At 73.1% G+C, this 26,507-nt stretch carries 29 protein-coding genes and 2 riboswitches; of the genes, 14 read left to right on the top strand and 15 right to left on the bottom strand.

Annotated elements, in window-relative coordinates; translation table 11 throughout:
* The 4 genes from ACXJKG_RS06510 to ACXJKG_RS06495 all read right to left on the bottom strand — a co-directional run.
* The coding region (locus ACXJKG_RS06510) for an ABC transporter permease (RefSeq protein WP_456844938.1) at nucleotides 1–615 on the bottom strand (615 nt) is incomplete at its 3' end.
* Entirely contained in the window at nucleotides 612–1,619 is a 1,008-nt protein-coding gene (locus ACXJKG_RS06505; protein WP_456844937.1) for an ABC transporter ATP-binding protein, read from the bottom strand. The genes ACXJKG_RS06510 and ACXJKG_RS06505, both read right to left, overlap by 4 nt.
* A gap of 170 nt (nucleotides 1,620–1,789) precedes the next feature.
* The gene (locus tag ACXJKG_RS06500; protein ID WP_456844936.1) at nucleotides 1,790–2,452 is read right to left on the bottom strand and encodes a PadR family transcriptional regulator; all 663 of its coding nucleotides are present in this window, start codon (nucleotides 2,450–2,452) and stop codon (nucleotides 1,790–1,792) included.
* A 120-nt stretch (nucleotides 2,453–2,572) separates the two neighbouring features.
* A complete protein-coding gene (locus ACXJKG_RS06495) occupies nucleotides 2,573–3,499 on the bottom strand; it encodes an NADP-dependent oxidoreductase (RefSeq protein WP_456844935.1) in 927 nt (308 codons plus the stop codon).
* An 83-nt stretch (nucleotides 3,500–3,582) separates the two neighbouring features.
* On the opposite strand from ACXJKG_RS06495, the gene ACXJKG_RS06490 reads away from it, so the two are divergent.
* Nucleotides 3,583–4,023, top strand: coding sequence for a low molecular weight protein-tyrosine-phosphatase (locus tag ACXJKG_RS06490; protein WP_456844940.1), 441 nt, complete (start codon nucleotides 3,583–3,585; stop codon nucleotides 4,021–4,023).
* A gap of 37 nt (nucleotides 4,024–4,060) precedes the next feature.
* On the top strand, nucleotides 4,061–4,546 hold the full coding sequence (locus tag ACXJKG_RS06485; RefSeq protein ID WP_456844934.1) for a glutathione peroxidase: 486 nt from the start codon (nucleotides 4,061–4,063) through the stop codon (nucleotides 4,544–4,546).
* 4 nt (nucleotides 4,547–4,550) lie between these two features.
* Here ACXJKG_RS06485 and ACXJKG_RS06480 read toward each other — a convergent pair whose 3' ends face one another.
* Both ACXJKG_RS06480 and ACXJKG_RS06475 read right to left on the bottom strand, forming a co-directional pair.
* Entirely contained in the window at nucleotides 4,551–5,360 is an 810-nt protein-coding gene (locus ACXJKG_RS06480; protein WP_456844933.1) for a hypothetical protein, read from the bottom strand.
* A gap of 84 nt (nucleotides 5,361–5,444) precedes the next feature.
* Nucleotides 5,445–6,440 (bottom strand): magnesium and cobalt transport protein CorA, encoded by a 996-nt coding sequence (locus tag ACXJKG_RS06475; protein WP_456844932.1) that lies wholly within the window; start codon nucleotides 6,438–6,440, stop codon nucleotides 5,445–5,447.
* A gap of 32 nt (nucleotides 6,441–6,472) precedes the next feature.
* On the opposite strand from ACXJKG_RS06475, the gene ACXJKG_RS06470 reads away from it, so the two are divergent.
* The 7 genes from ACXJKG_RS06470 to ACXJKG_RS06440 are packed head-to-tail and all read left to right on the top strand — an operon-like array spanning nucleotide 6,473 to nucleotide 11,579.
* Nucleotides 6,473–7,633: a pyridoxal phosphate-dependent aminotransferase gene (locus ACXJKG_RS06470; RefSeq protein ID WP_456844931.1), complete on the top strand. Its 1,161-nt coding sequence runs from the start codon at nucleotides 6,473–6,475 to the stop codon at nucleotides 7,631–7,633.
* A gap of 28 nt (nucleotides 7,634–7,661) precedes the next feature.
* Nucleotides 7,662–8,765: a molybdopterin-synthase adenylyltransferase MoeB gene (moeB, locus tag ACXJKG_RS06465; protein ID WP_456844930.1), complete on the top strand. Its 1,104-nt coding sequence runs from the start codon at nucleotides 7,662–7,664 to the stop codon at nucleotides 8,763–8,765.
* A 28-nt stretch (nucleotides 8,766–8,793) separates the two neighbouring features.
* Entirely contained in the window at nucleotides 8,794–9,996 is a 1,203-nt protein-coding gene (locus tag ACXJKG_RS06460) for a molybdopterin molybdotransferase MoeA (RefSeq protein WP_456844929.1), read from the top strand.
* The gene (gene moaC, locus ACXJKG_RS06455; RefSeq protein WP_456844928.1) at nucleotides 9,993–10,469 is read left to right on the top strand and encodes a cyclic pyranopterin monophosphate synthase MoaC; all 477 of its coding nucleotides are present in this window, start codon (nucleotides 9,993–9,995) and stop codon (nucleotides 10,467–10,469) included. Before ACXJKG_RS06460 ends, moaC begins: the two co-directional genes overlap by 4 nt.
* A complete protein-coding gene (locus tag ACXJKG_RS06450) occupies nucleotides 10,466–11,089 on the top strand; it encodes an NTP transferase domain-containing protein (protein ID WP_456844927.1) in 624 nt (207 codons plus the stop codon). The genes moaC and ACXJKG_RS06450 overlap by 4 nt, the downstream gene beginning before the upstream one ends.
* Nucleotides 11,086–11,346, top strand: a complete 261-nt coding sequence (locus tag ACXJKG_RS06445; protein WP_456844926.1) for a DUF6457 domain-containing protein — start codon at nucleotides 11,086–11,088, stop codon at nucleotides 11,344–11,346. Before ACXJKG_RS06450 ends, ACXJKG_RS06445 begins: the two co-directional genes overlap by 4 nt.
* Entirely contained in the window at nucleotides 11,343–11,579 is a 237-nt protein-coding gene (locus ACXJKG_RS06440; protein ID WP_456844925.1) for a MoaD/ThiS family protein, read from the top strand. Before ACXJKG_RS06445 ends, ACXJKG_RS06440 begins: the two co-directional genes overlap by 4 nt.
* A gap of 3 nt (nucleotides 11,580–11,582) precedes the next feature.
* Here ACXJKG_RS06440 and moaA read toward each other — a convergent pair whose 3' ends face one another.
* Genes moaA through ACXJKG_RS06425 form a run of 3 tightly spaced genes read right to left on the bottom strand, consistent with a single transcriptional unit; the run spans nucleotide 11,583 to nucleotide 13,584 of the window.
* Complete coding sequence (gene moaA, locus ACXJKG_RS06435; protein WP_456844924.1) at nucleotides 11,583–12,677, bottom strand: GTP 3',8-cyclase MoaA; 1,095 nt, start codon at nucleotides 12,675–12,677, stop codon at nucleotides 11,583–11,585.
* The gene (locus ACXJKG_RS06430) at nucleotides 12,674–13,087 is read right to left on the bottom strand and encodes a molybdenum cofactor biosynthesis protein MoaE (protein ID WP_456844923.1); all 414 of its coding nucleotides are present in this window, start codon (nucleotides 13,085–13,087) and stop codon (nucleotides 12,674–12,676) included. The genes moaA and ACXJKG_RS06430 overlap by 4 nt, the downstream gene beginning before the upstream one ends.
* Nucleotides 13,084–13,584 (bottom strand): MogA/MoaB family molybdenum cofactor biosynthesis protein, encoded by a 501-nt coding sequence (locus ACXJKG_RS06425; RefSeq protein WP_456844922.1) that lies wholly within the window; start codon nucleotides 13,582–13,584, stop codon nucleotides 13,084–13,086. Before ACXJKG_RS06425 ends, ACXJKG_RS06430 begins: the two co-directional genes overlap by 4 nt.
* A gap of 95 nt (nucleotides 13,585–13,679) precedes the next feature.
* Nucleotides 13,680–13,774, top strand: a riboswitch (glycine riboswitch).
* A 251-nt stretch (nucleotides 13,775–14,025) separates the two neighbouring features.
* Between ACXJKG_RS06425 and gcvP the strand changes: the two genes are divergently transcribed.
* The 5 genes from gcvP to ACXJKG_RS06400 all read left to right on the top strand — a co-directional run bounded on the left by gcvP (nucleotide 14,026) and on the right by ACXJKG_RS06400 (nucleotide 19,568).
* Nucleotides 14,026–16,950, top strand: a complete 2,925-nt coding sequence (gene gcvP / locus ACXJKG_RS06420) for an aminomethyl-transferring glycine dehydrogenase (protein ID WP_456844939.1) — start codon at nucleotides 14,026–14,028, stop codon at nucleotides 16,948–16,950.
* A gap of 17 nt (nucleotides 16,951–16,967) precedes the next feature.
* Nucleotides 16,968–18,122 (top strand): glycine cleavage system aminomethyltransferase GcvT, encoded by a 1,155-nt coding sequence (gene gcvT, locus ACXJKG_RS06415; protein WP_456844921.1) that lies wholly within the window; start codon nucleotides 16,968–16,970, stop codon nucleotides 18,120–18,122.
* A gap of 35 nt (nucleotides 18,123–18,157) precedes the next feature.
* Nucleotides 18,158–18,532 carry a glycine cleavage system protein GcvH gene (gcvH, locus tag ACXJKG_RS06410; RefSeq protein ID WP_456844920.1) on the top strand — a complete coding sequence of 125 codons (375 nt, stop codon included), beginning with the start codon at nucleotides 18,158–18,160 and terminating at the stop codon, nucleotides 18,530–18,532.
* A gap of 288 nt (nucleotides 18,533–18,820) precedes the next feature.
* A complete protein-coding gene (locus tag ACXJKG_RS06405) occupies nucleotides 18,821–19,054 on the top strand; it encodes a LuxR C-terminal-related transcriptional regulator (RefSeq protein ID WP_456844919.1) in 234 nt (77 codons plus the stop codon).
* A 79-nt stretch (nucleotides 19,055–19,133) separates the two neighbouring features.
* Complete coding sequence (locus ACXJKG_RS06400; protein WP_456844918.1) at nucleotides 19,134–19,568, top strand: (deoxy)nucleoside triphosphate pyrophosphohydrolase; 435 nt, start codon at nucleotides 19,134–19,136, stop codon at nucleotides 19,566–19,568.
* Between the two features lie 276 nt (nucleotides 19,569–19,844).
* Here ACXJKG_RS06400 and ACXJKG_RS06395 read toward each other — a convergent pair whose 3' ends face one another.
* The 6 genes from ACXJKG_RS06395 to ACXJKG_RS06370 form a co-directional block, all read right to left on the bottom strand.
* The gene (locus tag ACXJKG_RS06395; RefSeq protein ID WP_456844917.1) at nucleotides 19,845–21,008 is read right to left on the bottom strand and encodes a MalY/PatB family protein; all 1,164 of its coding nucleotides are present in this window, start codon (nucleotides 21,006–21,008) and stop codon (nucleotides 19,845–19,847) included.
* 67 nt (nucleotides 21,009–21,075) lie between these two features.
* Nucleotides 21,076–23,403 carry a 5-methyltetrahydropteroyltriglutamate--homocysteine S-methyltransferase gene (gene metE / locus ACXJKG_RS06390; protein ID WP_456844916.1) on the bottom strand — a complete coding sequence of 776 codons (2,328 nt, stop codon included), beginning with the start codon at nucleotides 23,401–23,403 and terminating at the stop codon, nucleotides 21,076–21,078.
* Between the two features lie 7 nt (nucleotides 23,404–23,410).
* Entirely contained in the window at nucleotides 23,411–24,448 is a 1,038-nt protein-coding gene (locus ACXJKG_RS06385; RefSeq protein ID WP_456844915.1) for a methylenetetrahydrofolate reductase, read from the bottom strand.
* Nucleotides 24,449–24,515: 67 nt separating this feature from the next.
* A riboswitch (SAM riboswitch) is annotated at nucleotides 24,516–24,612 on the bottom strand.
* A gap of 145 nt (nucleotides 24,613–24,757) precedes the next feature.
* The gene (locus tag ACXJKG_RS06380; RefSeq protein ID WP_456844914.1) at nucleotides 24,758–24,973 is read right to left on the bottom strand and encodes a hypothetical protein; all 216 of its coding nucleotides are present in this window, start codon (nucleotides 24,971–24,973) and stop codon (nucleotides 24,758–24,760) included.
* A gap of 72 nt (nucleotides 24,974–25,045) precedes the next feature.
* Complete coding sequence (locus ACXJKG_RS06375; protein WP_456844913.1) at nucleotides 25,046–25,636, bottom strand: DNA-3-methyladenine glycosylase I; 591 nt, start codon at nucleotides 25,634–25,636, stop codon at nucleotides 25,046–25,048.
* A gap of 68 nt (nucleotides 25,637–25,704) precedes the next feature.
* On the bottom strand, nucleotides 25,705–26,507 hold an 803-nt coding region (locus ACXJKG_RS06370; protein ID WP_456844912.1), incomplete at its 5' end, for a TetR/AcrR family transcriptional regulator.

Genomic DNA, 26,507 nt, shown 5'->3' with positions numbered 1-26,507 from the left:
GTCGGGCAGCAGCGCGGCGGGCATGAGCGCGGTCGAGAGGAACGTCGCCGGCAGCACGATGACGGTCGAGATGCCGATGAGCGCGGTCTGGTCGCGGGCCAGCAGCGCGACGGCGGCGGACAGCGAGCAGAACGCCGCCGCGAGCAGCAGGGACGCCCCGATCGCGAGCGCCATCCCGCCGATCCCGCCGTCGTACCGGGCGCCGGCCAGGGCGCCGATCCCGAGGACGCAGATCCCCTGGACCACGCAGACGAGCAGCTGCTGCACCAGCTGCCCCGCCACCAGCGACGACCGGGACACCGGCGAGGTGAGCATCCGGTCCATGACGCCGCTGGTGATGTCGTCGATGAAGCCGGTTCCGGCCCAGGCCCCCGAGTACAGGACGGTCATCATGAGGATGCCGGGGACCAGGAACGTCATGTAGTCGTCGGCCCCGAAGCCGGGCACGGTAGCGACCGACGAGAACACGTTGCCGAACAGGACGAGCCAGACGACGGGCTGGATGATCGCGACGCCGAGGCCCCACGGCTGGCGGATCGCGTCCACGGTCCAGCGGCCGGTGACCTCGGAGGTCTGGACGACCCACGGGGCGCGGTCGAGGGTGGTGGTGCTCATCGGACGACCTCCAGCTGGCGGGCCTCGGCCGACGTCCACGAGCGGCCCGCGTGGCGCAGGTAGACGTCGTCGAGGGTGGGTCGGGAGACGGCCACGGCGCCGTGCCGCACGCCGGCCGCCTGCAGGGCGGCGATGACGGTGCCGACGACGGCCGGTCCGTCGGTGGTCCGTGCGACGAGCCGGCCCGTGGGCCCCTCGACGTGCACGACGACGTCGCGCAGCGCGGTGATGGACCCGACGGCGTACCGCACGGCCGACTCCGCCGGCTCGACCAGCTCGACCGTGAGGGTGTCCCCCTCGAGCGTGGCCTTCAGCGACTCGGGCGAGCCCTCGGCGACGACGCGCCCGCGGTCGACGATGGTGAGCCMGTCGGCGAGCCGGTCCGCCTCTTCCAGGTAGTGCGTGGTGAGCACGACGGTCAGCGCGTCCTCGCCGGCCAGCCGGCGGATCTCCTCCCACATGGCCGCCCGCGCCTCGGGGTCGAGCCCGGTGGTGGGCTCGTCGAGGAACAGGACCTGCGGGGTGCCGACGAGGCCGAGCGCGACGTCGAGCTTGCGGCGCGTGCCGCCGGAGAGCTTGCCGGCACCGCGGTCGGCGGCGTCGGCGAGCCCGAACCGGTCGACGAGTGCGGCCGCCCGGTCCGTCGACGCGGACCGGGACAGCCCCCGCAGGCGCGCGGCCATCACGAGGTTCTCGCGCGGGCTCAGCAGCGGGTCGGCGCCGGTGCCCTGGGACACGTAGCCGATGCGGCGGCGGACGGCGTCGGCCTCGCGGACGACGTCGTGACCGGCCACCCGGGCCGTGCCGGAGGTCGCCCTCGCGAGGGTGGTGAGCACCTTCGTCGTGGTGGACTTGCCGGCGCCGTTGGGGCCGAGCAGCCCGTGGACGGTGCCGCCGGCGATGCTGAGCGTGAGGCCGTCGAGGGCCTGGACGTCGGGCCGGCCGCGGCCGCCCGGGTACGTCTTCACGAGGTCGAGTGCCTCGACCACGGGTGCTGCAGGCATGGTGGTGCCTTCTCTCGGTCGTGCCGTCAGTTCCTTCACGAAGGACGGCGGAAGGTCCGACCGAGCTGCCACCTATGCTGATTCGTGCGGCGGATCGCGCAGGTGCCCTCACGGGTCCCGGTCGGTTCGTGGTGGTCGGCCCGGGTGTTCCAGCACCTGGGCCGACCTTGTTACGGAGCGCTCAGATAGGGACCGAGCACCTCCGCCAGATCGTCGGGGTCGAGGCCACCGTGCGCAGCGGCGCGCGCGTGCAGGTCGCGCCAGAGGTCGACGCCCTCGAACGAGCCGTCCGCGATGCTCGTCGCGAGCGTGGTGACGAACGCCAGCTCGGCGCGGACCATCGCGGCCTCGTACTCGCTCTCCAGCGAGAAGATCGCCGGCAGGCCCATCGCCGCGGCGTCGGCCAGCGTCGCCTCGAGCCCGGCGACCTGCCGCTCGAGCGAGGCCAGGCGCAGGCGGAGGAGCCGGACCACGTCGTCGGGACCCAGCAGCGGCAGGAACGACAGGGCCGCCTCGAACTGCGGGAACTCCTTGACCGGCGTGCGCACCAGGTCGGTCAGCCAGTCGATGGCCTCGGTCGCCCCGGCCTCCGTGATCCGGTAGATCGTGCGCGTGGGGCGGTTGCCGTCGCGCTCGGTCGACGCCGCCTCGATCAGCCCGTGCTTCACCAGCGAGTCGACCACCGAGTACAGCGAGCCGAAGTTCAGCCGCACCGACTCGTCCTTGCGCCGCTCGCGCAGCGTCATCGACATCTCGTAGGGGTGCATCGGGCGCTCCCACAGCAGCGCGAGCACGGCGAGGGCCAGCGGGTTGCTGCGGCTGCGCGCTGCCATGGCTCCTCCTGGGTCCGACGTCGAATGTTCGAACCAGAATATATCTCGACTATTACGCGTTTGCCAAGCACGACGGCCCGCGTCCTCCGAGAGGACGCGGGCCGTCGAGGAACGGGCAGGTCAGTCGACGCGGACGACGACCTTGCCGCGGACGTGACCGGTCTGGCTGGCCTCGTGCGCGGCGGCCGCGTCGGCGAGCTCGAACACCTCGGCCACGTCGACGGACACCGTGCCGGCCTCGATCAGTGCCGAGAGGGCCTCGAGGTCCTCGGTGCTCGGTCGGACCCAGACGTAGTGGCCGCCCAGCTCGTCGCGCGCGGCGGCGTCGACGATCGACGCCACGGTGCCGCCGTCGACCAGGAGCGCGCGAGTCGTCGCCACCAGGTCGTCGCCGCCGTAGTCGAGCACGACGTCGACGCCCTCGGGGGCCAGGGCGCGGACCCGCTCGACGAGCCCGTCGCCGTACTCCACGGGCGAGGCCCCCAGACCGCGGAGGTACTCGTGGTTGCGCGCGGAGGCCGTGCCGATGACCCGGGCGCCGAGCGACTGCGCGATCTGCACCGCGAAGGCTCCGACCCCGCCGGCGGCGGCGTGCACGAGGACCGTCTGGCCGGCGGACACGCCCGCGCGGCGGATGGTCTGGTAGGCGGTCAGGCCGGCCAGCGGCACGGCGGCGGCCTCCTCGAAGGTGAGGTTCGCGGGCTTGCGCGCGAGGGTCCGGACCGGGGCGGCGACGTACTCGGCAAACGTGCCGCCGTGCAGCCAGTCGCGGCGGACGTAGCCGTAGACCTCGTCGCCGACGGCCAGCTCCGGGGTGTCCAGGCCGACCCGCTCGACCACGCCGGCGACGTCCCAACCCGGGACCGCGGGGAAGCCGATGTCCATGATCGGGTCGAGGTACCCCGCGCGGACCTTCCAGTCGACCGGGTTCACGGACGCGGCTCGGACGCGCACGAGGACGCTGTCGGGACCGACCTTGGGGGTCGGCAGCTCGGTGAGCTCGAGGACGTCGGGGCCGCCGTAGCGGGAGTAGGTGATGGCTCGCATGCTTCGCACAACCCGCGCCCGACGAGTGGTGTTTCGTGACGTCCGTCGCAGATCATGAGCGGGTGCCCCACCCCTACACCGTCATGGTCGTCTGCACCGGCAACATCTGCCGCTCCCCGATGGCCGAGATCGTGCTCCGCGAGCGGTTCGCCGCCGCGGGCCTGGCCGACCGCGTGGTGGTCGACTCCTCCGGGACCAGCGACGAGGAGCACGGCAACCCGGTCGACCGCCGCGCCCGGTCCGTCCTGGAGGCCCACGGCTATCCGACCGGTGAGGGGCACCGGGCGCGGCAGGTGCAGGCCGGTGACCAGCGGGACCTCGTCCTGGCGATGACGAACGCGCACGCGCGCGCACTGCGACGGCTCGGGATCGAGCCTCTGCTCTTCCGTTCCTTCGACCCGGACGCCGTCGGCGACCTCGACGTCGCCGACCCCTGGTACGGCGGCCGGCAGGACTTCGAGGACTGCCTGGCGCAGATCGAGGCGGCCGCCGACGGCATCGTCGAGCACGTCCGCCACACCTGAGGGAATGCGCAGGTCACACAGGATGGTTGACCGAGGCATGTCCCTCAACGAGATCCCGCTGACCACGCTGCACGGCGACCCCACCACGTTCGGCGCGTACGCGGGCAAGGTGAAGCTCGTGGTCAACGTCGCCTCGCGGTGCGGGCTGGCGCCGCAGTACGAGAAGCTCGAAGAGCTCCAGAAGACCTATGGCGACCGCGGGTTCACGGTGCTCGGCTTCCCCAGCAACCAGTTCCTGCAGGAGCTCGGCTCCGAGGAGGCCATCGCCGAGTACTGCTCGACCACCTGGGGCGTCACGTTCCCGATGTTCGAGAAGACGAAGGTCAACGGCCGCTCCCAGCACCCGCTGTACGCCGAGCTCACCAAGGCGCCGGACGCGTCGGGCAAGGCCGGCCGGATCACGTGGAACTTCGAGAAGTTCGTCGTCACGCCGGCCGGGTCGGTGCACAGGTTCCGCCCGAAGACCGAGCCGGACGCCCCCGAGATCGTCGAGCTGATCGAGGCGTCGCTCCCGACGCCGTGACCACCTAGCCGCACTCGGTCGCCGTGGCGAGGTCGACGCCGATGAGCGGCCAGACCTCGCGCCGCACGTACCCCTGGTAGGTCATCCCGTCGTACAGGATCCCGCCCTCCGGGTAGTGCGGCACCGGGCTCTGGTCGTTGACCATCCACTCGGGCGGCATCCAGCACCAGGTGTCCCCGGGGAACGTGTCGCGCACCCGCGGCGTCGGGAACCCGAGAGCACCCCACTGCTGGTAGGTGAGCGGGAGCGTCCGACCCGGGTGCTCGACGTCACCGACCGAGGTGATGCTGGCGTCCCACGAGAGCTTGAGGTACCCGCCCGGATCCTGGACGGGGGTGGGGAACCCGGCGGCCTGCCACTCGGCGAAAGTCACGTGGTGTCGCGCGTCGGTGTCGCCGAACATCGCGATGATGTCCGACGACGACGCGTATTGGACGTAGAAGGTCCCCGGCAGCGAGCCGGCGGTCCCGGGGGCCGGGTACCCCGCGTGCGCCCACTCGGCACCGGTGACGTGGTGCCAGAGGGACTTCGTGGCGCTGAAGTGCGACACCGCCAAGATGTCGGGCGCCCACGTGTAGTGCAGGAACTCCGTCGTCACCGGGACGGGACGCCCTGCCCCCCAGGCGAGCCAGTTGTCGAACGACACCGGACTGACGCCGACCTCCGCGCTGTACGTGTACAGCTCGGACGTGTACGGGAGCGAGTAGAACGTGGGTGGCGTCCGCGGCGGCGCGGTGTACGCGGAGGCGGGCGCGGTGCCGAGCCCGATCGCGAGCACTGTTGTGACGGCAAGGGTGGCGAGTCGGCGCAGCATCGGTCCTCCGGTCGCTGGGATGGCGAGACGGTATCGAGCACCACCACGGTCCCGCAGGCGAACGAGTCAGAACCACCCGATCGGTCAGAGCCAGAGGTTGCGACGGAACGCGCGGTACAGCCCCACGCAGACGACGCCGATGCCGGCGAGCACCACCCAGAACCCGAACCGCGTGTGCAGGGCGGGGATGTTGTCGAAGTTCATGCCGTAGAGCCCGGTGATCGCGGTGGGTACCAGTGCGATCGCGGCCCACGCGGAGATCTTGCGCATGTCGGAGTTCTGCTGGACCGTCACGCGGTTCTGCTCGACGGTCACCTGCGCCAGGTCCGCCTGCATCACGCCCGTGAGCAGCGCGTCCGCGGCCTCGATGAGCTCCGCGGCCCGTAGCACGTGGTCCTGGACGTCGCGGAAGTACGGCCGGGAGTAGGCGGGGATGCAGGGCACCTCCTCCTCGGCCAGGCGGGTCAGCGGCTGGACCAGCGGCACGACGGCCCGGCGGAACTGCTGCAGCTCGCGCTTGAGCTTGTAGATCCGCTCGGCGTGGTCGCTGCCCGGGTCGTCGCCGAACACCTGGTCCTCGATCTGGTCGAGGTCCTCGTCGATCGCCGCGGTGACGTCGAGGTACTGGTCGACGGCCTTGTCGAGGATCCCGTGCAGCACCGCCGGCGGTCCGTGCTGGAGCATCTCGGGGTCGGCCTCGAGCGCGGCCCGGACCTGCGCGGGGATCGTCGTGTCGCCGTGCCGCACGACGATGACGAACCGGTCGCCCAGGAAGATCGCCAGCTCGCTGACCTCGACCACCTCGACGTGGTCGACGTAGTGCACCGGCTTCACTACGGCGAACGTGACGCTGCCGTACCGCTCGAGCTTGGGCCGCTGGTGGGACGCGATGGCGTCCTCGATGGCGAGCTCGGGCAGGTCGAACCCCTCGGCGAGCAGGTCGAACTCGTCCGCCGTGGGCGCGACGAGGCCGATCCAGACGAAGCCGTCCTCCTTCTCGGCCTCCCGCAGCGCGAGCCGCAGGTCGTCGATCCGGTGGCGACGACGGCCGGCGGAGTAGAGGGCGCAGTCCACGATCACGGTGCGAACGCTAGACGTGTTCAATGGCGGACATGAAGGTCGCCGCGCKAGCCCACGTCCCCCCGTTCGCCGTGATGGAGATCCTGGCCGCCGCGAACGCCCGGAAGGCCGCGGGCGAGGACGTGCTCAACCTGTGCGCGGGCGAGCCGTCGACCGGCGCCTCGGAGGTGGTCCGGCGCCGCGCGATCGACCTGCTCACCGCCAGCGACCTCGGGTACACCGAGTCGTTGGGGGCGCCGGGCATGCGGGCGGCGATCGCCCAGCACTACCGCGACTGGTACGACGTCGCGGTCGACCCGGGACGGGTCGCGGTGACCACCGGCTCGTCCGGCGGCTTCCTCCTCGCGTTCCTCGCGGCGTTCGACGTGGGCGACCGGGTGGCGCTCGCGGTCCCCGGGTACCCGGCCTACGCGAACATCCTGGCGGCCCTCGGGTGCGAGGTCGTCGTCATTCCCTGCGGCCCGGAGACGCGGTACCAGCCGACGGTCGCGCAGCTCGAGGCGCTCGACGCCCCGATCGAGGGCCTGGTGATCGCCAGCCCCGCCAACCCGACCGGGACGATGATCGCCCCCGACGAGCTCGCCGCGCTCGCGGACTGGTGCGCGGACCACGACGTCCGGCTGATCAGCGACGAGATCTACCACGGCATCACCTACGGCTCCGCGGCGACGACGACGGCCGCGCACTACCTGTCCCGCGGCGCCGTCGTCGTGAACTCGTTCTCCAAGTACTGGGCCATGACGGGCTGGCGGCTCGGCTGGCTGATCCTCCCGGACGACCTGGTGACCGCCGTCGACGCGCTCGCGGGCAACGTGGCCCTGTGCCCGCCGGCGCTCGCCCAGCACGCCGGCGTCGCCGCGTTCAGCGCCGACGGGTATGCGGCCGCCCGCGAGAACGTCGAGCGCTACGCGGCGGCCCGGACGCACCTGCTCGAGCGCCTGCCCGAGCTCGGCTGGTCGCGCGTCGCCCCCGCGGACGGCGCCTTCTACCTGTACGCCGACATCTCGGCGAGCGGCCTCGACGCGACCACCTGGTGCGCGAGGCTTCTCGACGAGGCCGGCGTGGCGCTCACGCCCGGCACCGACTTCGACCCGGTCGACGGGCACCGGTGGGTCCGGCTCTCGTTCGCGTCGTCGGTCGACGTGGTGCGCGAGGCCGTGGACCGGATCGTCAGGTGGCAGGGCGCTCTGTAGCGGTCCCGTGGCGACGTAGGTTGGACCCGTGCCTCTGCCCCCGCTGGTCCCGCCGGGACCGCCGCTGACCCCCGCGCAGGCCCAGCGCGGGTCGCGGCACCTGCTGCTCGCCGAGCTCGGCGTCGACGGCCAGCGTCGCCTGCGGAACGCACGCGTCCTCGTCGTCGGAGCAGGTGGGCTCGGGGCCCCGGTGCTGCAGTACCTCGCCGCGGCCGGCGTGGGCACCATCGGCATCGTCGACGACGACGTGGTCGACGTGAGCAACCTCCAGCGCCAGGTCGTCCACGGGACCGCCGACGTCGGCCGACCGAAGGTCGACAGTGCGCGCGAGGCCATCGAGGCGCTGGACCCCGACATCCGCGCGATCGCCCATCGCACGCGGCTGACCAGCGAGAACGCCGACCAGATCCTGCGGGGCTACGACGTCGTCGTCGACGGCACCGACAACTTCCCCACCCGCTACGTGGTCAACGACGCGTGCGCGCGCCTGGGTCTGCCGGAGGTGTGGGGCTCGGTGCTGCGGTTCGACGCGCAGACGACCGTGTTCTGGGCTCAGCAGGGCCCGCAGCTCCGCGACCTGTTCCCGGAGCCACCGCGACCCGACGAGGTCCCGTCCTGCGCCGAGGCCGGCGTGCTCGGCGCGCTGTGCGGTCAGATCGGCTCCGTCATGGCCACCGAGGTGGTCAAGCTCATCACCGGCACCGGCGAGACGCTGCTCGGCCGCGTGCTCGTCGTCGACGCCCTCCGTGGCCGGTGGACCGAGGTCCCCCTGCTCGCCGGCCGGAGGACCACCACCCAGGAGGCACCCGCCATGTCCGACGTCCCCGTCATCACCGCGCCCGAGCTGGTGCAGCGCCTGGCCGCCCGCGAGGCCGGCACCGACGACTTCCTGCTCATCGACGTGCGCGAGCCGTCCGAGTGGGCCGAGGCGTCGATCCCCGGCGCGGTGCTCATGCCCCTGGGCACCGTGTTCGACGGCTCGGCGCTGGCCGACCTGCCGCACGACGTCGAGATCGTCGTGCAGTGCCAGGTGGGCGGCCGCTCGCTGACCGCGGCGCGGATCCTGCAGAACGCCGGCTTCGAGGCGACGAACCTGGAGGGCGGGATCCTCGCCTGGATGGCCGTCCGCTGACTCACCGGTCTCTGCGAGGATCAGCCGCGTGCGCACCCTGACGGACCACCGCCTGGCGACGCTCGCGCTCGGCGCACCGCTCCCGGCGATCGAGGTCCCGCTCGACGACGCCGACGGCATGGTGCTCGCCGAGGACCTGCGCACCGACGGTCCGCTGCCGCGCTGGGACAACTCGGCGATGGACGGCTACGCGGTCCGGCACGTCGATGTCGAGGAGCTGCCGGTCACGCTGCGCGTCGTCGCGGACCTGCCGGCCGGGACCGCCGACGAGCCTGTCGTCACCGCCGGCACGGCCGCCCGCATCATGACCGGGGCGCCCGTCCCTCCCGGCGCCAACACGATCGTCCCCGTCGAGCTCACCGACGCCGGGACCGTGACCGTGCTGGTCCGGGACGCGCCGGCCGCCGGGGTGCACGTCCGCCGGGCGGGCGAGGACGCGGTGCCGGGCGACGTCGTCGTGACGGCCGGGACCCGGCTCGGGCCCGCCGCGATCGCCGCCGTCGCCTCGCTGGGCCACCCGACCGTGCGCGTGCACCGGCGACCGAGGGTCGCGGTGATCTCGACCGGCGACGAGCTCGTCGCGCCCGGCAACCCCCTGCACCGCGGTCAGCTGCCCGACTCGAACTCGTGGCTCCTGGCCGCCGCGGTCCGGGAGGCCGGCGGCGTCGCGCTGCGCCTGGGCCCGGTGCCGGACGACGTCCCGACCCTGCGCACCCTGCTGCACAGCCTCGACACGGACGACGAGGTCGACATGATCGTCACGTCGGGCGGCGTCAGCGTCGGCGCGTACGACGTGGTCAAGGCGGCGCTGGCCGACGAGCCGGACGTCGAGTTCGTCGCTGTCGCCGTCCAGCCCGGCAAGCCCCAGGGCCTCGGCCGACTGCCCGGCGGCACCCCGATCGTCACGCTGCCGGGCAACCCGGTGAGCTCGTTCGCCTCGTTCGAGATGTTCGTGCGGCCCGCCCTGCAGCGGATGCGCGGGCTGGTCGACGTCGAGCGCGCCACGGTCTCGGTGGTGGCCGACGAGGGATGGACCACCCCGCCCGGCCGCGCGCAGCTGATGCCCGTGCGCTGGGTGGCCGCCGACCGGGTGGTCCGCGCGACCGCGGCCGGCTCCGGGTCGCACCTCGTCGCGCGCCTGGTGCAGGCCGAGGGCCTCGCCGTCATCCCCGCCGAGGTCGACCGGGTCGCCCCCGGCGACCGCGTGACCGTCCTGAAGGTGAGCCCATGACCGAGCAGTTCACGCACCTCGACGCCGCCGGGCACGCCCGCATGGTCGACGTCACCGCGAAGCAGCCGACGGTCCGCTCGGCCACGGCGACCGGCCGGGTGACCTGCGGACCCGGGGTCGTCGCGGCGCTGCGGGACGGCACCGTGCCCAAGGGCGACGTCCTCGCGGTCGCGCGCATCGCGGGCATCGCCGCCGCCAAGCGCACCCCCGAGCTGCTGCCCCTCGCGCACGTGATCGGGGTGCACGGGGTCGTCGTGGACCTCGAGCTCACCGACGACGGCGTCTCGATCACCGCGACCGTCCGCACGGCGGACCGCACCGGCGTGGAGATGGAGGCGCTCACGGCGGTCTCGGTCGCCGCGCTCGCGGTGGTCGACATGGTCAAGGGCCTCGACAAGTCCGTGCGCATCACCGACGTCCAGCTCGAGGCGAAGTCCGGCGGCCGGTCGGGCGACTGGCGACGCGGGGCATGACCGCGGAGGGCAGCGGCGGCCCGACCGCGGGCCCGTTCGATGCCGTCGTCCTCGCGGGCGGGCGCGGTCGACGCCTGGGGGGCGCGAGCAAGCCCGAGGTCGTCGTCGGCGGCCGGGCCCTGCTGGACCACGCGCTCCTGGCCGTCGCGGCTGCGGCCCGGATCGTCGTCGTCGGACCCGCGGAGCTCGCTCGTCCCGGCATCCCCACCGCGCTGGAGGACCCGCCCGACGGCGGCCCGGTGGCGGGTCTGGCGGCGGGGCTCGCGTTCCTCGCCGCCGACGGCTCCGCGGACCTCGTCGCCGTGCTGGCTTGCGACGTGCCGCGCGCCGGGTCGGCCCTGCCGGTGCTGCTCGCCGCTGCGCGGGGCGACGGGGTCGACGGCGCCCGACTGGTCAGCGCCGACGGCCACCCGCAGCACCTGGTGGCCGTCTACCGTGCCGATGCTCTCGCTCGCGCCCTCGCCGCGCTCCCGGAGACGCACGGAGCGTCGATGCGGCAGCTCGTGGCCCTGCTGCGGCTGGTCGACGTCCCGGACACGGCGGACGCCGCCGCCGACGCGGACACCTGGGCGGACGTCGAGCGCCTGGACGCGGAGCTCGGTGACAGGATCGGACCATGACCGACGACCCGCGCCGCGCCCCCGGCGCCGACCTGCCCGCCTGGATCGACCAGATCACCGCGGCGCTCGGCGTCGAGCGCGAGCTGGTCGACATCGACCGCCTGCTCGAGGTGGCGTCGGACGTCGCCCACCAGGTCGCCCGGCCCGCCGTCCCCGTGACGATGTTCGTCGCGGGCCTGGCGGCGGCGAGCTCGAACCCGTCCGACGTCCTCGCCTGGATCGAGGGCCGCGCGCAGGCCTGGACCGCCGAGCAGTGATCACCGTCCGCTACTTCGCCGCCGCCGCGGAGGCCGCCGGGGTCGACACCGAACAGCTGGCCGCCGGTTCTGCCGCCCAGGTCAGGGCCGCGATGGTCGCCGCGCACGGACCCGGCCTCGACCACGTGCTGGGTCGGTGCGCACTGCTCGCCGACGGGTCGCGGGTCGAGGGCGACGACCTGGTGCCCGCCGGTGCCACGCTGGACGTGCTCCCGCCCTTCGCCGGCGGCTGAGCCCTAGCCGCCGATCGCGCTCATCGGGCGGTCGGGCTGCAGGAAGCTCGGGTCGTCGATGTCGTGACCGGCCTTCTTGCCCGCCAGGCAGCGGCGGTAGGCGTCGGCCAGCGCCGTGTCGACGTCCGCCGGGGTCGGTGCGGGCCGGGCGGGGGCCGTGGTCCCGATCCGCGTCGCCTGCCCCGGGCCGATCCCCAGGGCGCCGCCGTCGACCGTCGGCGTCTCCCCCCGGAGCAGGTCCCGCACGTTGGTCTCCGTCTGCGAGAACAGGCATGCACGCAGCTGCCCGTCGGCCGTGAGCCGTAGCCGGTCGCACGCCCCGCAGAAGGGTGCGGTGACCGAGGCGATGACGCCGACGGTGGCCGGGCCGCCGTCGACGTACCAGAGCTCGGCCGGCGCAGCCCCGCGTCCGGGCACCTCGGTCAGCTCGAACTCGGCGGTCAGCCGCGACAGGATCTCCGCCTGCGTGACCATCTCGGTCCGGTCCCAGGTGTGCCCTGCGTCCAGCGGCATCTGCTCGATGAACCGCATCTGGTACCCGCGCTCGACGGCGAACCGCGTCAGCGCGACCACCTCGTCGTCGTTCACCCCGCGCATGGCCACCGCGTTGATCTTCACGGGGTGCAGCCCCGCAGCGTCGGCGGCGGCGACGCCGGCCAGCGTCTCGACCAGCTTGTCGCGGCGGGTCAGCTGCTGGAACTTCTGCCGGTCCAGGGTGTCCAGGCTGATGTTCACGCGGGACAGCCCGGCGTCCTTGAGCTCGGAGGCGAGCCCGGGCAGGCGCAGCGCGTTCGTCGTCAGCGACACCTCGGGGCTCCCGGCGGGGCCGGTCAGCGCGGTGAGCCGGCGCACGACGTCGACGATGTCGACGCGCAGCAGGGGCTCGCCGCCGGTCAGCCGGATCTCCTCGATGCCCAGCTCCACGCCCACGCGTGCCACGTGCACGATCTCGTCGGTGCTGAGCATGGTCGACCGCGCCAGCCACGGGACGCCGTCGGCCGGCATGCAGTAGGTGCAGCGCAGCGAGCAGCGGTCGGTCAGCGAGATCCGCAGGTCGCGGTGCACGCGCCCGAACCGGTCGACCAGCTGCTCCGTCATGCCATCCCCACCCATACGTGCGAACCGTCCTCCAGCACCTCACGCTTCCACACCGGCAGCTCGGCCTTGACCGTCTCGACCAGCGCACGGCAGACGTCGAACGCCTCCGCCCGGTGGCTCGTCGCGACGGCGGCGACGATGGCGGCCTCGCCGACGGCCAGGTGGCCGACCCGGTGGCTGACGGCGATGCCGAGGACGTCGTCGGTGAGGGCGGCGCGTGCGATCCGCTCGAGCACGTCGGCTGCCGACGGGTGCGCCGAGTAGTCGAGACCGACCACGCGCCCCTCGACGGACGGGTCGTGGTCGCGCACCAGGCCGACGAACGTGGCGACCGCACCGACCCGCGGACCGCTCACGTGTTCCACGTGAAACTGCAGGTCGAGAGGCTCGTCGACGACGCGCGCGATCATCGGTGGTCCCCGCCCGCCAGCTGGTCSAGCACGTGGTCCACCAGGGGCAGCAGCACGTCGAGGCCCTCGGTGACCCCGGCCGGCGACCCGGGCAGATTGACGATGAGGGCGCCGCCGTCGGTCACGCCCGCGATGCCGCGCGACAGGACGGCTGTCGGCACGGTCCGGGACCCGTCGCGCCGCAGCAGCTCGCCGATCCCCGGCAGCTCGCGGTCGATGACCGGGCGGGTGCCCTCGGGCGTACGGTCCCGCGGCCCCACGCCGGTGCCACCGGACGTGACCACGAGCCGGGCTCCACCGTCGATCGCCGCGCGGAGCGCCCCTTCGACCGAGCGCGCACCGTCGGGCACCACCGAGAGGTCCGCCGCGCTGTACCCGGCCGCGAGCAACCGGGACACGGCGGCCGGCCCGGAGGCGTCGGGACGCTCGCCCGTGGCGGAGCGGTCGGACACGACGATGACGGCGGCGATCACGGCTCTCGCGTGGCTCTGCTGCACCGGGCCAATGTACGCACGAGCGGGCGGCGCGGGGATGGACGAACGGCACCCTGGACAGCGGCGGGTACGCTGGGCGCACAACTTCACATGCTGCTCGAACCGCGGCGGGAGAGCTCCCGCAGAACGTGCGGGGCGCCGAAGGAGCAATCCTCCCCGGGAATCTCTCAGGCCCCTGTACCGCCACGGCGAGGCAACTCTGGAAAGCGGCCCGGCCCTCCCTCGGGGGGCAGGTCCCACCGACGGTGCAAGCCGGCGCGCCCCGACAGGCGGACCGGCAAAACTCTCAGGTCTGCACGTGCGTGCACGCACGCACGGGTGCAGGTGACAGAGCGGGGAGCCCACCCACCGTCCCGGCATGTCCGGACGACCCCTGCGGAGCAGCTCGTGACCGATCTCAGCTCGTTGGCCACCGCCGTCGTGAACGGCGTCCCTGCGGTCCACCTGGACCCCTCGCACGACTCCGTCGCGTTCACCAGCGTCGAGCACACGCCGGCGGCCGAGAACTTCGCGGACCGGCACATCGGCCCCCGCGGCGGCGAGACGGCCCACATGCTCTCCGTCGTCGGCTACCAGTCCCTCGACGAGCTGGTCGACGCCGCCGTCCCCGCGAGCATCCGCACGGACCGGCCGCTCGACCTGCCGGCCGCGCGCTCCGAGGAGGAGGTGCTCGCCGCTCTGCGCACGATCGCCGGCAAGAACCGCGTGATGACGCAGATGATCGGCCAGGGGTACTCCGACACGATCACGCCGGCCGTCATCCGCCGCAACGTGCTCGAGTCCCCCGCCTGGTACACCGCCTACACGCCGTACCAGCCGGAGATCTCGCAGGGCCGGCTCGAGGCGCTGCTCAACTTCCAGACGATGGTCACCGACCTCACGGGCCTCGACCTGGCCAACGCCTCGCTCCTCGACGAGGCCACCGCCGTCGCCGAGGCCGTCGCCCTGATGTGGCGCGCGGCCCGGGGCAAGGCCGGCACGGTCGTCCTCGACGCCGACCTGTTCGGCCAGTCGCTCGCCGTCACGGTCGGCCGCGCGGAGGCCATCGGCCTGCCGGTCGTCGTCGCGGACCTGACGGACGGGCTGCCCGAGGTCGAAGGTGACCTCATCGGCGTCGTGGTCCAGCAGGTGGGGGCGTCGGGCCGTGTCCGCGACCTGCGACCCGTCATCGAGGCGACCAAGGCGCGCGGGGGCCTGGTCACCGTGGCCGCGGACCTGCTCGCGCTCACGCTGCTCACCTCCCCCGGCGAGCTCGGCGCCGACGTGTCCGTCGGCTCGGCCCAGCGCTTCGGGGTCCCGCTCTTCGGCGGCGGCCCGCACGCGGCGTTCATGGCGGTCCGCAACGGCCTCGAGCGGATGCTCCCCGGTCGGCTGGTCGGGGTCTCGATCGACGCCGACGGCGCCCGTGCCTACCGCCTCGCGTTGCAGACGCGCGAGCAGCACATCCGCCGCGAGAAGGCCACCAGCAACATCTGCACGGCGCAGGCGCTGCTGGCCATCGTCGCGTCGATGTACGCGGTCTACCACGGGCCCGACGGGCTGCGGGCGATCGCATCGACCGTGCACGCGCACGCCGCCGGCCTGGCCGAGCTGCTCGCGGGCGTCGGCGTCACGGTCGAGCACGACACCTTCTTCGACACGGTCCGCACGGTCGTCCCGGGCAAGGCCCGCGAGGTCGTCGCGCAGGCCGCGCAGGCCGGTGTGAACCTCTGGGCGCCCGACGCCGACCACGTGCAGATCGCCTGCGACGAGCGGACCAGCAGCGACCACCTGCTGCGCATCGTGCTGGCCTTCGCGGCGGCCGGGGTGACGACGCTCGACGCCGACGAGGACGGCGCCTACGCGTTCGGGTTCGTCGGGCTCGGCGACGGGGACGCGCTCCCCGCGAACCTGCGCCGGACCACCGCGTACCTGCAGCACCCGGTCTTCCACCTGCACCGGTCCGAGACCGCGATGCTGCGCTACCTGCGACGCCTGTCGGACAAGGACCTGGCGCTGGACCGCACGATGATCCCGCTGGGCTCGTGCACCATGAAGCTCAACGCGACGGCCGAGATGGAGCCGATCTCCTGGCCCGAGTTCGCCACCATCCACCCGTACGCCCCCACCGACCAGACCACGGGCTACGCCGAGCTGGTCACCGAGCTGCAGGACTGGCTGGCCGAGATCACCGGCTACGCGGCCGTCTCGGTGCAGCCGAACGCGGGGTCGCAGGGCGAGCTGGCCGGCCTGCTGGCCATCCACGGGTACCACGCGAGCCGCGGCGACACGCGCGACGTCTGCCTCATCCCGGCCTCGGCGCACGGCACCAACGCGGCGTCCGCGGCGCTCGCGGGCATGCGCGTCGTGGTGGTCGCGACCGCCGACGACGGCTCGATCGACCTCGACGACCTGCGCGCCAAGCTCGACCAGCACGGCCCCCAGGTCGCCGCGATCATGATCACCTACCCCTCGACGCACGGCGTCTACGAGGAGGGAGTGCGCACGGTCTGCGAGCTCGTACACGAGGCCGGTGGCCAGGTGTACATCGACGGCGCCAACCTCAACGCCCTCGTCGGCCTGGCCCGCCCGGGCGAGATCGGCGGCGACGTGAGCCACCTGAACCTGCACAAGACGTTCTGCATCCCGCACGGCGGCGGCGGCCCCGGCGTCGGCCCGGTCGCGGTCGCGGCCCACCTCGCGCCGTTCCTGCCGGGCGACCCGACGCCGGCGACGGCCGCGCAGAACACCGTGGCGCCGGTCAGCGCGGMCCCCTGGGGCTCTGCCGGCATCCTCCCGATCTCCTGGGCCTACGTCGCGCTCATGGGTCCCGACGGCCTCACATCGGCCACCGAGACCGCCGTCCTCGCGGCGAACTACCTGGCCACGCGCCTGTCGGGGCACTWCCCGGTSCTCTACACSGGCCCSAACGGCCTGGTCGCGCACGAGTGCATCCTCGACCTGCGGGACATCACCAAGGASACCGGGGTGACCGCCGAGGACGTCGCCAAGCGGCTCATGGACTACGGGTTCCACGCGCCGACTCTGTCGTTCCCSGTSGCCGGSACKCTCATGGTGGAGCCCACCGAGTCGGAGGACCTGGCCGAGCTCGACCGGTTCGTCGACGCCCTCGTCGCCATCCGCGGGGAGATCGACGCCGTCGAGGCCGGTCGCTGGCCCGTCGCGGACTCCCCGCTGCGGCACGCGCCGCACACCGCGGCGGCCCTCAGCGCCGACGTGTGGGACCACGCCTACCCGCGCGAGCTCGCCGCCTTCCCGGTCGCCGCGCTGCGCGAGGGCAAGTACTGGCCGCCGGTCCGCCGGATCGACGGCGCGCACGGCGACCGCAACCTGGTCTGCTCCTGCCCGCCCATCGAGGCCTACGCCTAGTGAGAGAGACCAAGGACATGGACACCAGCATCGTCGACAGGCACAGCCCGCTCAACGACGAGCACGTCGCCCTGGGCGCCGCCCTCACCAGCTTTGCCGGTTGGCAGATGCCGCTGCGCTACACGTCCGACATCGCCGAGCACACGGCGGTCCGGACGGCGGCGGGCCTGTTCGACCTGTCGCACATGGGCGAGATCGCGGTCAGCGGTCCGGACGCCGGCGCGTTCCTCGACTACGCGCTCGTCGGCAACCTCTCCGCCCTGCGCCTGCTCGGCGCGCGCTACACGATGATCTGCGCGGAGGACGGCGGGGTCGTCGACGACCTGATCGTCTACCGCGACACCGAGGACACCTTCATGGTCGTCGCCAACGCGTCGAACCACGCCACCGTCCTCGCGGCCTTCGCCGAGCGGACCGTCGGGTTCGACGTCGTGGTCGAGGACCGCTCCCCGCAGACCGCCCTCATCGCCGTGCAGGGCCCCCGCGCGCTCGAGATCCTGCGCGCCACCGAAGGGCTGGCCGAGGCCGGGCACGACGCCGAGACGCTCAAGTACTACGCGGCGATCCCGATGACGTTCGAGGGCAAGCCGGTCTTCGTCGCCCGCACCGGCTACACGGGCGAGGACGGCTTCGAGTTCTTCCTCGACGCCGCGCTCGCCCCCGCCCTGTGGCAGGCGTTCCTCGCGGCCGGCGAGCCGTTCGGGCTGGTCCCGGCCGGCCTGTCCGCGCGCGACAGCCTCCGCCTCGAGGCCGGCATGCCGCTGTACGGCAACGAGCTCGACCGCTCGACCACGCCGCACGACGCCGGCCTGGGTCGCGTGGTGAAGCTGGACAAGGTCGACGACGAGGGCCGGCCGCTCCCGTTCGTGGGCCGGGACGCCCTCGCCGGCCGCGCCGACTCCGAGCCGGCACGCGTGCTCGTCGGGCTCGAGGGGCTCGGCCGCCGCGCCGCCCGGCACGGCTACCCGGTGATGAGCGGGACGTCCGCCGACGCCGTCGCGGTCGGTACCGTCACCTCCGGAGCACCGTCTCCGACCCTCGGGCACCCCGTGGCGATGGCCTACGTGACCCCCGAGCTCAGTGCTCCCGGCACCGAGCTCGCGGTTGACGTGCGCGGACGCTTCGAACCCGTCCGGGTGGTTCCTCTTCCCTTCTACCGCCGACCCCGGTAGACCAAGCCCTAGAGAAGTACCGACAGGAGCCTCACATGTCCGCGGAGCTGCCCACCCACCTGCACTACACGGTCGAGCACGAATGGCTGGATGACGGCGCCCCCGCGACCGTCGGCATCACCGGGATCGCGGCAGACGCGCTCGGCGACATCGTCTACCTCGAGCTCCCCGCCGTCGGCGAGGAGATCATCGCCGGCGCGGTCGTCGGCGAGATCGAGTCGACCAAGTCGGTCTCCGAGCTGTACTCCCCGGTCTCCGGCACGGTCGTCGAGGTCAACCAGGCCGCCGTCGACGACCCGTCGGTGGTCAACTCAGACCCGTTCGGAGAGGGCTGGCTCCTCAAGGTCGACGTCACGTCGACCGGTCCGCTGCTCACCGCCGAGGAGTACACCGCGCAGAACGCGGGGTGAACCTCAGCGGTAACGCATCCGTTACTCATTCGTACGCTTCGTCCGCCATGCTGATCAGCCGTCCGGGTGAAAACCCGTCGGTGCTCACACGTTCGGCGTATCAGCAGACGCAGGCGGCGTTCATTGTGGGTGGCAGGCGCGATCGGGCGCATGGCGGGGGGGAACCCGCGCATGAGGAGATTGCTGGAAGTGGCGTCATGGCTCACGACCAGCCCTCTCTCATCCGGTACGCAGCCCAGAGCGTGACGACCCGGACCCCCCGGGTCACGCAGCACACCGGAGGACACCATGAGCATGTTGGAGACGAGCAGGACCGTCGGTCTCTCGAACGACGCACTGACGCGCCGCGAGCGGGTGGTGCTGGCGGAGCTCGCCGAGGACGTCACCCTCGAGGAGATCGCCACGCGGCTCTTCGTTACCCGCAACACCGTGAAGTCGCAGGTGCGCAGCGTCTACCGCAAGATCGGCGTCTCCACGCGGGCCGAGGCCGTCGCCTGGGCCGTCGCGCACGGCATCCGCTGATCGTGACCCGACGGCTCAAGACACCGGGCCGTCCCCGGGTCGCCGGCCGCGCTCGACGCGGGCCTGGCAGACTCACCGCATGACCTCACCTGTGCTCGTCGTGGCCGCCGCGATCGTGGACGACCTGGACGACCCTCGTGAGCTGTTGGCCGCACGCCGAGCAGTGCCGGCGCGACTGGCCGGCCGCTGGGAGTTCCCCGGCGGCAAGGTGGACGGAGACGAGTCGCCGGAGGACGCCCTGCACCGGGAGATCCGCGAGGAGCTCGGTGTGCGGATCGGTCTCGGCGTCGAGCTCGTCGGCCCCGACGCCGGCATGTGGCGGCTGTCGGACGAGTACGTGATGCGCATCTGGCTCGCCGAGGTCGTCGAGGGCACGGCCGAACCGCTCGTCGAGCACGACGAGCTGCGGTGGCTGGCCCTGCACCAGTGGCACGACGTCCCGTGGCTCGACGCGGACGTCCGCATCGTCGATCACCTCGCCCGCACCTACGTCCGGGTCAGCCAGCGCGGCTGAGCCCCGACGCCTCAGATCACCAGCGGTGGTTCGAGTTCTTCATGCAGAGATTGCCTGTCCCGCGGCAGTAGCTGCACTCCCCCGACCAGCGCTTCTTGCCGGCTCCGTCGCACCGCTCGCACACCTGCACAGCAGAGCTGCACTCGTCGCACTTCGTCACGTGTGTCTCCACTACATCGTCGTAGGTGCGGGCCTCGTGGGCTCGCTCCCGTCAGATCGGCACGTGCGTGGGGTGGACATGAGCCCCGACGGCGGACGGATGGTCACGAATCGATCTCAGTCGGCCAGCGCGAGGGCCATCCGGTCGACGGCGTCGGTGAGCGTCGACGTCGACGCGGCCAGGTTGAGCCGCACGAAGCCGGCTCCCTCGTCGCCGAACGTCGGGCCCGAGTTGAGCGCGAGACGACCCCGGTCCAGGACGCGTCGGGCGGGATCCTCGCCCGCGCGGACCGCCGGGACCGCGCGGAGGTCGATCCACGCGAGGTAGGTCGCCTCGGGCGGCGACCAGACCGCGTCCGGGACGCGCTCGGCGAGCAGCGCGGCGAGGAGCCGCTGGTTCTGCCCGAGGCCGTCCACCACCTCGTCGAGCCACGCGCCGCACTCGCCGTAGGCCGCCGACTCCGCGACCACGCCCAGGTGCATCACGCCGTCGCCGACGACCCAGGACTGCCGGGCCAGGTCGGCCACCGCGTCCGGTCCGGGCACGATCACGGCGACCCGCAGGCCCGCGAGGTTGAACGCCTTGGACGCCGAGTGCAGCGCCAGGGCGTCCGGGATCACGGTGGTCGTGGGCACGAACGGCGGGCGGGTGCCGTCGGCGCGCGTCGGGACGAGCGGGGCGTGGATCTCGTCGGCGACCACGCGCACCCCGTGGTACCTGGCGAGCTCGCCGACCGCCCGGAGCTCCGCAGCGGTGTGGAGGGTGCCGGTGGGGTTGTGCGGGTGGCACAGCAGGTACGCGGGCCGTGGGCCGTGCGCCCGGGCCTCGGCGAACGCGCGGTCGAGCACGTCGAGGTCCAGCCGGCCGTCCGGGCCGAGAGGTGCAGCGACGACATCGCGCCCGGCGTGCTCGACGAACGCGCGGAACGGCGGGTACACCGGCGGGTTGATGACGACGGCGTCGCCCAGGTCGGTCACCAGCCGCAGCGCCTCGACCACGCCGACCATGACGTCGGACGCCAGCCGGCAGGCCGCCGCGTCGATCTCCCAGCCCCAGCGCTCCCGCGCGAAGTCGGCCAGGACCTGGGCGAAGGCGCGGCCGTGCGGGTACCCGGTGTCACCGGTCCGCACGGCGTCGTGCACGGCCCGGATCACCGGCTCGGGCTGCGGGACGTCCATCTCCGCGACGAACAGCGGCAGGACGTCGGGAGGGTAGGCCCGCCACTTCTCGCTGGTCCGGCGGCGGAGCTGGTCGAGGGGGACGGTGTCGAAGATCGTCACCCGTCCGACCCTAGGACGCACGACGGCCCCGGACACCGCCGAGGGTGTCCGGGGCCGTCGAGTCGGGTCAGAGGGTCGCGCGGACCGTCCGGGTCGCCGCGAGGATGTGCTCCAGGGACGGGGCGACCTCCTCGTACCGGCGGGTCTTCAGGCCGCAGTCCGGGTTGACCCAGAGCTGGTCGACCGCGATGGCCTTGACCGCCTCGGTGAGCAGCTCCTCGACCTCGGCCTCGCTGGGCACGCGCGGCGAGTGGATGTCGTAGACGCCCGGGCCGATGCCGCGCGGGTAGCCGGCCGCCGAGATGTCGCCGAGGATCTCCATCTTCGAGCGGGCGGCCTCGATCGACGTCACGTCGGCGTCCAGGCCGTCGATCGCGCCGATGATCTCGCCGAACTCCGAGTAGCACAGGTGCGTGTGGATCTGCGTGTCGGGGCGGACGCCGGCCGTGGACAGCCGGAACGACCGGACCGACCAGTCGAGGTACGCCGGGTGGTCCTCGACGCGCAGGGGAAGCAGCTCGCGCAGCGCGGGCTCGTCCACCTGGATGACGGCGATGCCGGCGGCCTCGAGGTCGGCGATCTCGTCGCGCAGGGCCAGGCCGACCTGGTTGGCGGTGTCACCCAGCGGCTGGTCGTCGCGGACGAACGACCACGCGAGGATGGTGACCGGACCGGTGAGCATGCCCTTGACCGGCTTCTCGGTCAGCGACTGCGTGTAGGACGACCACTCGACCGTGATCGGCTTGGGCCGCGAGACGTCGCCCCACAGGATCGACGGGCGCGTGCAGCGCGAGCCGTAGGACTGGACCCAGCCGTTCTGCGTCACGGCGAACCCGTCGAGGTTCTCCGCGAAGTACTGGACCATGTCGTTGCGCTCGGGCTCGCCGTGCACGAGCACGTCGAAGCCGATCTTCTCCTGCAGCTCGACGACGCGGCGGATCTCCGCCTTCATCTCGTCGTCGTACTGCTCCTCGGTCAGCTCGCCCTTGCCGAAGGCGGCGCGGGCCGTGCGGATCTCGGTGGTCTGCGGGAACGAGCCGATGGACGTCGTCGGCAGCGGCGGCAGGTTGAGCCGGGCCGCCTGGGCGACCTTGCGCTCGTCGAACGGACCGCGGCTGAACGCGGCCTCGTCGAGGGCGGCCACGCGGTCGCGGACGGCCGGGTTGACGACGCCGGGCGCCGTGCGGCGCGAGTTGACCGCGTCGGTCGCCGCGAGCAGCTGCTCGTGGATGGCCTCGCGGCCCTCCGTCAGGCCCTCGGCCAGCGTGACGACCTCGACGACCTTCTCGTCGGCGAAGGCGAGCCAGGTCGTGAGCGTGGCGTCGAGGTTGGGCTCGTCGCCCGTGGTGTGCGGGACGTGGAACAGCGACGTCGAGGTGCCGACGGTCACCGCGGCGGCGCCGAGGCCCTCGAGCTGCTCGAGGACGGCCAGCTTGGCGTCCAGGTCGGCGCGCCAGATGTTGTGGCCGTCGATCACGCCGGCGACCAGCGTCTTGGTCTCCAGGCCCGGGACGGACTCCGTCGGCGCGTGGCCGCGGACCAGGTCGATGCCGATGGCCTCGATGTCCGTGGCGGCGAGCACCGGGAACGCCGCGCCGAGGTCGCCGTACGGCGCCGCGACGAGGATGGCCGGACGCTCCGGGCGGGCCAGGTCGGTGGCGAGCGCGCGGTACGCCTCGATGACGGACGCGAGCAGCTGCTCGGCCGGCACGGCGATCGAGTCGGAGACCAGCGCGGGCTCCTCCAGCTGCACCCACGTGGCGCCGGCGGCCGCGAGGTCCGTCAGCAGCGCGGCGTAGACGGGCAGCAGGTCGGCCAGGCGGTCGATGGGCGCGAAGCCCTCGGGGGCGTCCTCGGTGGCCTTKGCCAGGGCGAGGTAGGTGACGGGGCCGACGATGACGGGGCGCGTGAGCACGCCGTCCGCCAGGGCCTCCTGGAACTCCCGCACGGGGCGGTTGCTGGCGTACCGGAACTCGGTCTCCGGACCGATCTCGGGGACCAGGTAGTGGTAGTTGGTGTCGAACCACTTGGTCATCTCGAGCGGGAGGTCGTCGCCGCGGCCACGGGCCACGGTCGAGTACCCGGCGAGGTCCAGCGCACCGTCGGCGCCGACGACGTCCGCGAAGCGGGCCGGGACGGCACCGACGACGGCCGTCGCGTCGAGCACGTGGTCGTAGAACGAGAACGCGCTCGGGATGGCCGGCACGTCGGTGGCCAGGCCCAGCTCGGCCAGGCGGGTGCGGGTGCGCTTGCGCAGGTCCGCGGCGGTGGCCTCGACCTCGTCGGCGGTGGTGCGGCCGGCCCAGAACGCCTCGAGGGCCTTCTTGAGCTCGCGGCGCGGGCCGATGCGGGGGTAGCCGAGCACGGAGCTGGCGGGGAAGGTTGGAGTGCTCATCTGGTTCTCAGTCCCTCGGGGGTCGGGCGGGTGCCGTGTCCTGCGGCCATCCGGCCAGGTCGGGAGCTGTCCGAGCTCCGCCGTCGAGGTGTGCACCCTCGAGCAGGTCAAGTGCGGCATGGTGCTGGTTGAACGTGTACAGGTGGACGCCGGGCGCTCCGCCGTCCAGGACGCCGTTGACCAGGTCGACGCTGGCGCGGATTCCCCGGCGGTGGCGGTCGAGCTCGTCGTCGGCGGAGCCGAGCAGGTCCAGGAGGCTCTCCGGCACGGGGACGCCGGTCAGCTCCTGCACCCGCAGCAGCCTGGCCGGGTCCGTGGTCGGGATGATGCCCGGGATGATCGGGATGGTCACCCCGGCCTCGCGGGCCTCCGCCACGATACCCAGGTAGTCGTCCGCGTCGAAGAAGACCTGCGTGATCGCGAAGTCGGCGCCGGCCTGCTGCTTGGCCAGCAGCGACGCGACGTCCTGCGCGCGGGTGCCCCCCGTGGCGTGGTTGCCGCGCGGGAACGCCGCCACGGCGACCGACAACGGACGCACGCGCGCCCGGACCGCCTGCGAGGGGCTGTCCGCGCAGCGCTGGGCCTCGATGTCGCGCAGCAGCTCGACCAGCTCGCCGGCCGTCTGCAGGCCGTCGGGGTGGGCCTCCCAGCCGCTCTGGTCGGACGGCGGGTCGCCGCGCAGCGCGAGGAACGAGCGGAGGCCCTCGTCGAGGAACTCCTCGACGATCTCCGTGATCTCCGCGCGCGAGGTCCCGACGCAGGTCAGGTGCGCGATCGGGTTGAGCGTCGTCTCACGCAGCAACCGACGGACCAGCGCGCGCGTGGTGACCCGGGTCTTGCCCGAGGCGCCGTAGGTCACGGACACGAAGTCCGGGTGGACGGCCTCGAGCGCGCGGATGGTGGCCCACAGGCGGGGCGCGGCGTCGGGGTTGCGCGGCGGGAACAGCTCGAACGAGATGGTCGGGCGGTCGTTCGCGGTGTGCGCGCGTGCGGCCGGCGCGGCGTGCAGTCCGGGCGTGCGGGGCTCCACGGTGGCGGCGCTCACGGCGCGATCCGTGGGGTGGTCTGCACCGGTGCGGTGCGGGGACACGTGGTCTGCGGGGACATTGCTCACTCCATCGTCCCTGGCGGAAGCACCCACACCCTCGGCGGGGAGGGGGGTTGCTGCGGCGTCGTCGAGCCAGGTCTCTCGGCCGCTCTGGATGGTAGGCGCGATGCTAGACCGCCGATCACATGCTGGGCAACCATGCTCGACCCGTGAGACGACGGCGTCCGTCGGTCGACTGCCCGGCGTCGACGCCGGGATCGCGCTACAGGCAGCGCGGAGCCGAGTGCGGCTCGCCGCGCGCGTCCGTCAGTGCGGGCGGCGAGGGGAAAGGGTGCCGGTCTGCATGCGGCTGCGCTGCGACGGCACGTCGAACCAGGAGTTGGGGGAGCCGGCGGGGACGGACAGCAGCCCGTCCTGGACCGCCGCGAGGATCCCGGCGTCGGGGACGACGTTGTCCGTCAGAGCCTCGGCCGCCGCGCGCACGGCATCACGCCGGGCGTCGTGGTCGGGGATCTCCGTCATGGGCGGCACTGTAGTCCGCGTCAGACTCGGTTCCGAGACCCCCGCGGCAGCGTCACCCGGCAGGAGTAATGGTCACTCCGACGGGTGAGTCGAGGCGGCCGACGGGCATGTCGCCAGGTGGTCGTCGACGACCCCGCAGGCCTGCATCGCCGCGTACGCCGTGATCGGTCCGACGAACCGGAAGCCGAGCGACTTCAGCTCCTTGGCGAGCGCGCGCGACTCGTCGGTCTGCGCCGGGACGCCGGCCCAGGTCAGAGGCCTGACGTACCCGCTGCGGTCGGGCGCGTGCGACCACAGGACCGCGTCCAGGGTGCCCCCGCCGGCGTGCAGCTCCCGCAGCGCGCGCCCGTTGGCGATGGTCGCCTCGATCTTGGCGCGGTTGCGCACGATGCCCGCGTCGGCCATCAGCCGGGCGACGTCGTCGTCGCCGAACGCCGCGACCAGCTCCGGGTCGAAACCCGCGAACGCCGTCCGGAACGCGGGCCGCTTGCGGAGCACCGTGATCCACGCGAGGCCGGACTGGAAGCCTTCGAGCGCGAACCGCTCGAAGAGCGCGTGCTCGTCGTGCACGGGCCGGCCCCACTCCTCGTCGTGGTACTGCTCGTAGAGCGGGGTGCCGTCGCCGAAGCAGCGGCCGGTGATCGGGACGTCGGGCGAGGTCATGCGCCGAGTCTGCCCCTCGCCCCCGACACCGATCCCGACCCGAGTGGACAGCCGGGGCTGTGGGCGGCTCAGTCCGTGGGGGTCGCCAGCGCGATGAGCCGCTCGATGCCGTCGAGGATCAGGGTGGTCCCGAAGTCCAGGGCGTCCGCGTCGGCGGCCCGGTCGTCGGGACCGAACGAGAAGGCACCCGCGGCGGCCGCCTGCAGCAGCGCGGGGTGGGAGGTCGGGGAGGCGAGCGCGCCGATGAGGTCGCCCAGGTCCGGGGACTCGTCGGCGCCCTCGGCCGTGCCGATCGCGGCGGTGCGCCTGCTCCCGGTCAGCTCCTCGGTGACGCGCAGCTGGTCCAGGGAGTGCGTGGCCAGCAGGCCGATCGCGCCGACCTTCTGCCGCTCGGACAGCGGCGTGCCCGCGAGCGCGGCGAGCATGCCCTCCATCCACGCCAGCCGGCCCGGTCCGACGGCGTGCAGCACGGTCGTCGTCCGGGCCAGCCACGGGTGCGCGTGCAGGATCGGCTGCTGCACGGCGAGGATCAGCTCGAGCTGCTCGCGCCAGCCGCCCACCTCGGGACCCAGGACCGGCGGGCGCCCGGCGGCGCGGTCGGACATGAGGCTCAGCACCTCGTCCTTGGACGAGACGTAGCGGTACAGCGACATCGTCGTGAAGCCCAGCGACTCGGCCAGCCGGGCCATGGAGACCGAGTCGATCCCCTCGGCGTCGGCGAGCGCGATCCCCGCGTCGGCGATCTGCTCCAGGGTCAGGCCCGGGCGGGGTCCGGGCCGCCCCTCGGTCGGGGTGCGCCACAGGACCGCGATCCCGGGCGGCAGCTCGACGGGAGCGGCGGCCCCGCTGCCGGCCACCCGCACGGCCTGCC

The organism is Cellulomonas sp. P5_C6 (genome assembly GCF_054049635.1).
Note: the sequence above shows the minus strand (reverse complement) of the source record. Positions and strands in the feature narration are given on the sequence as shown.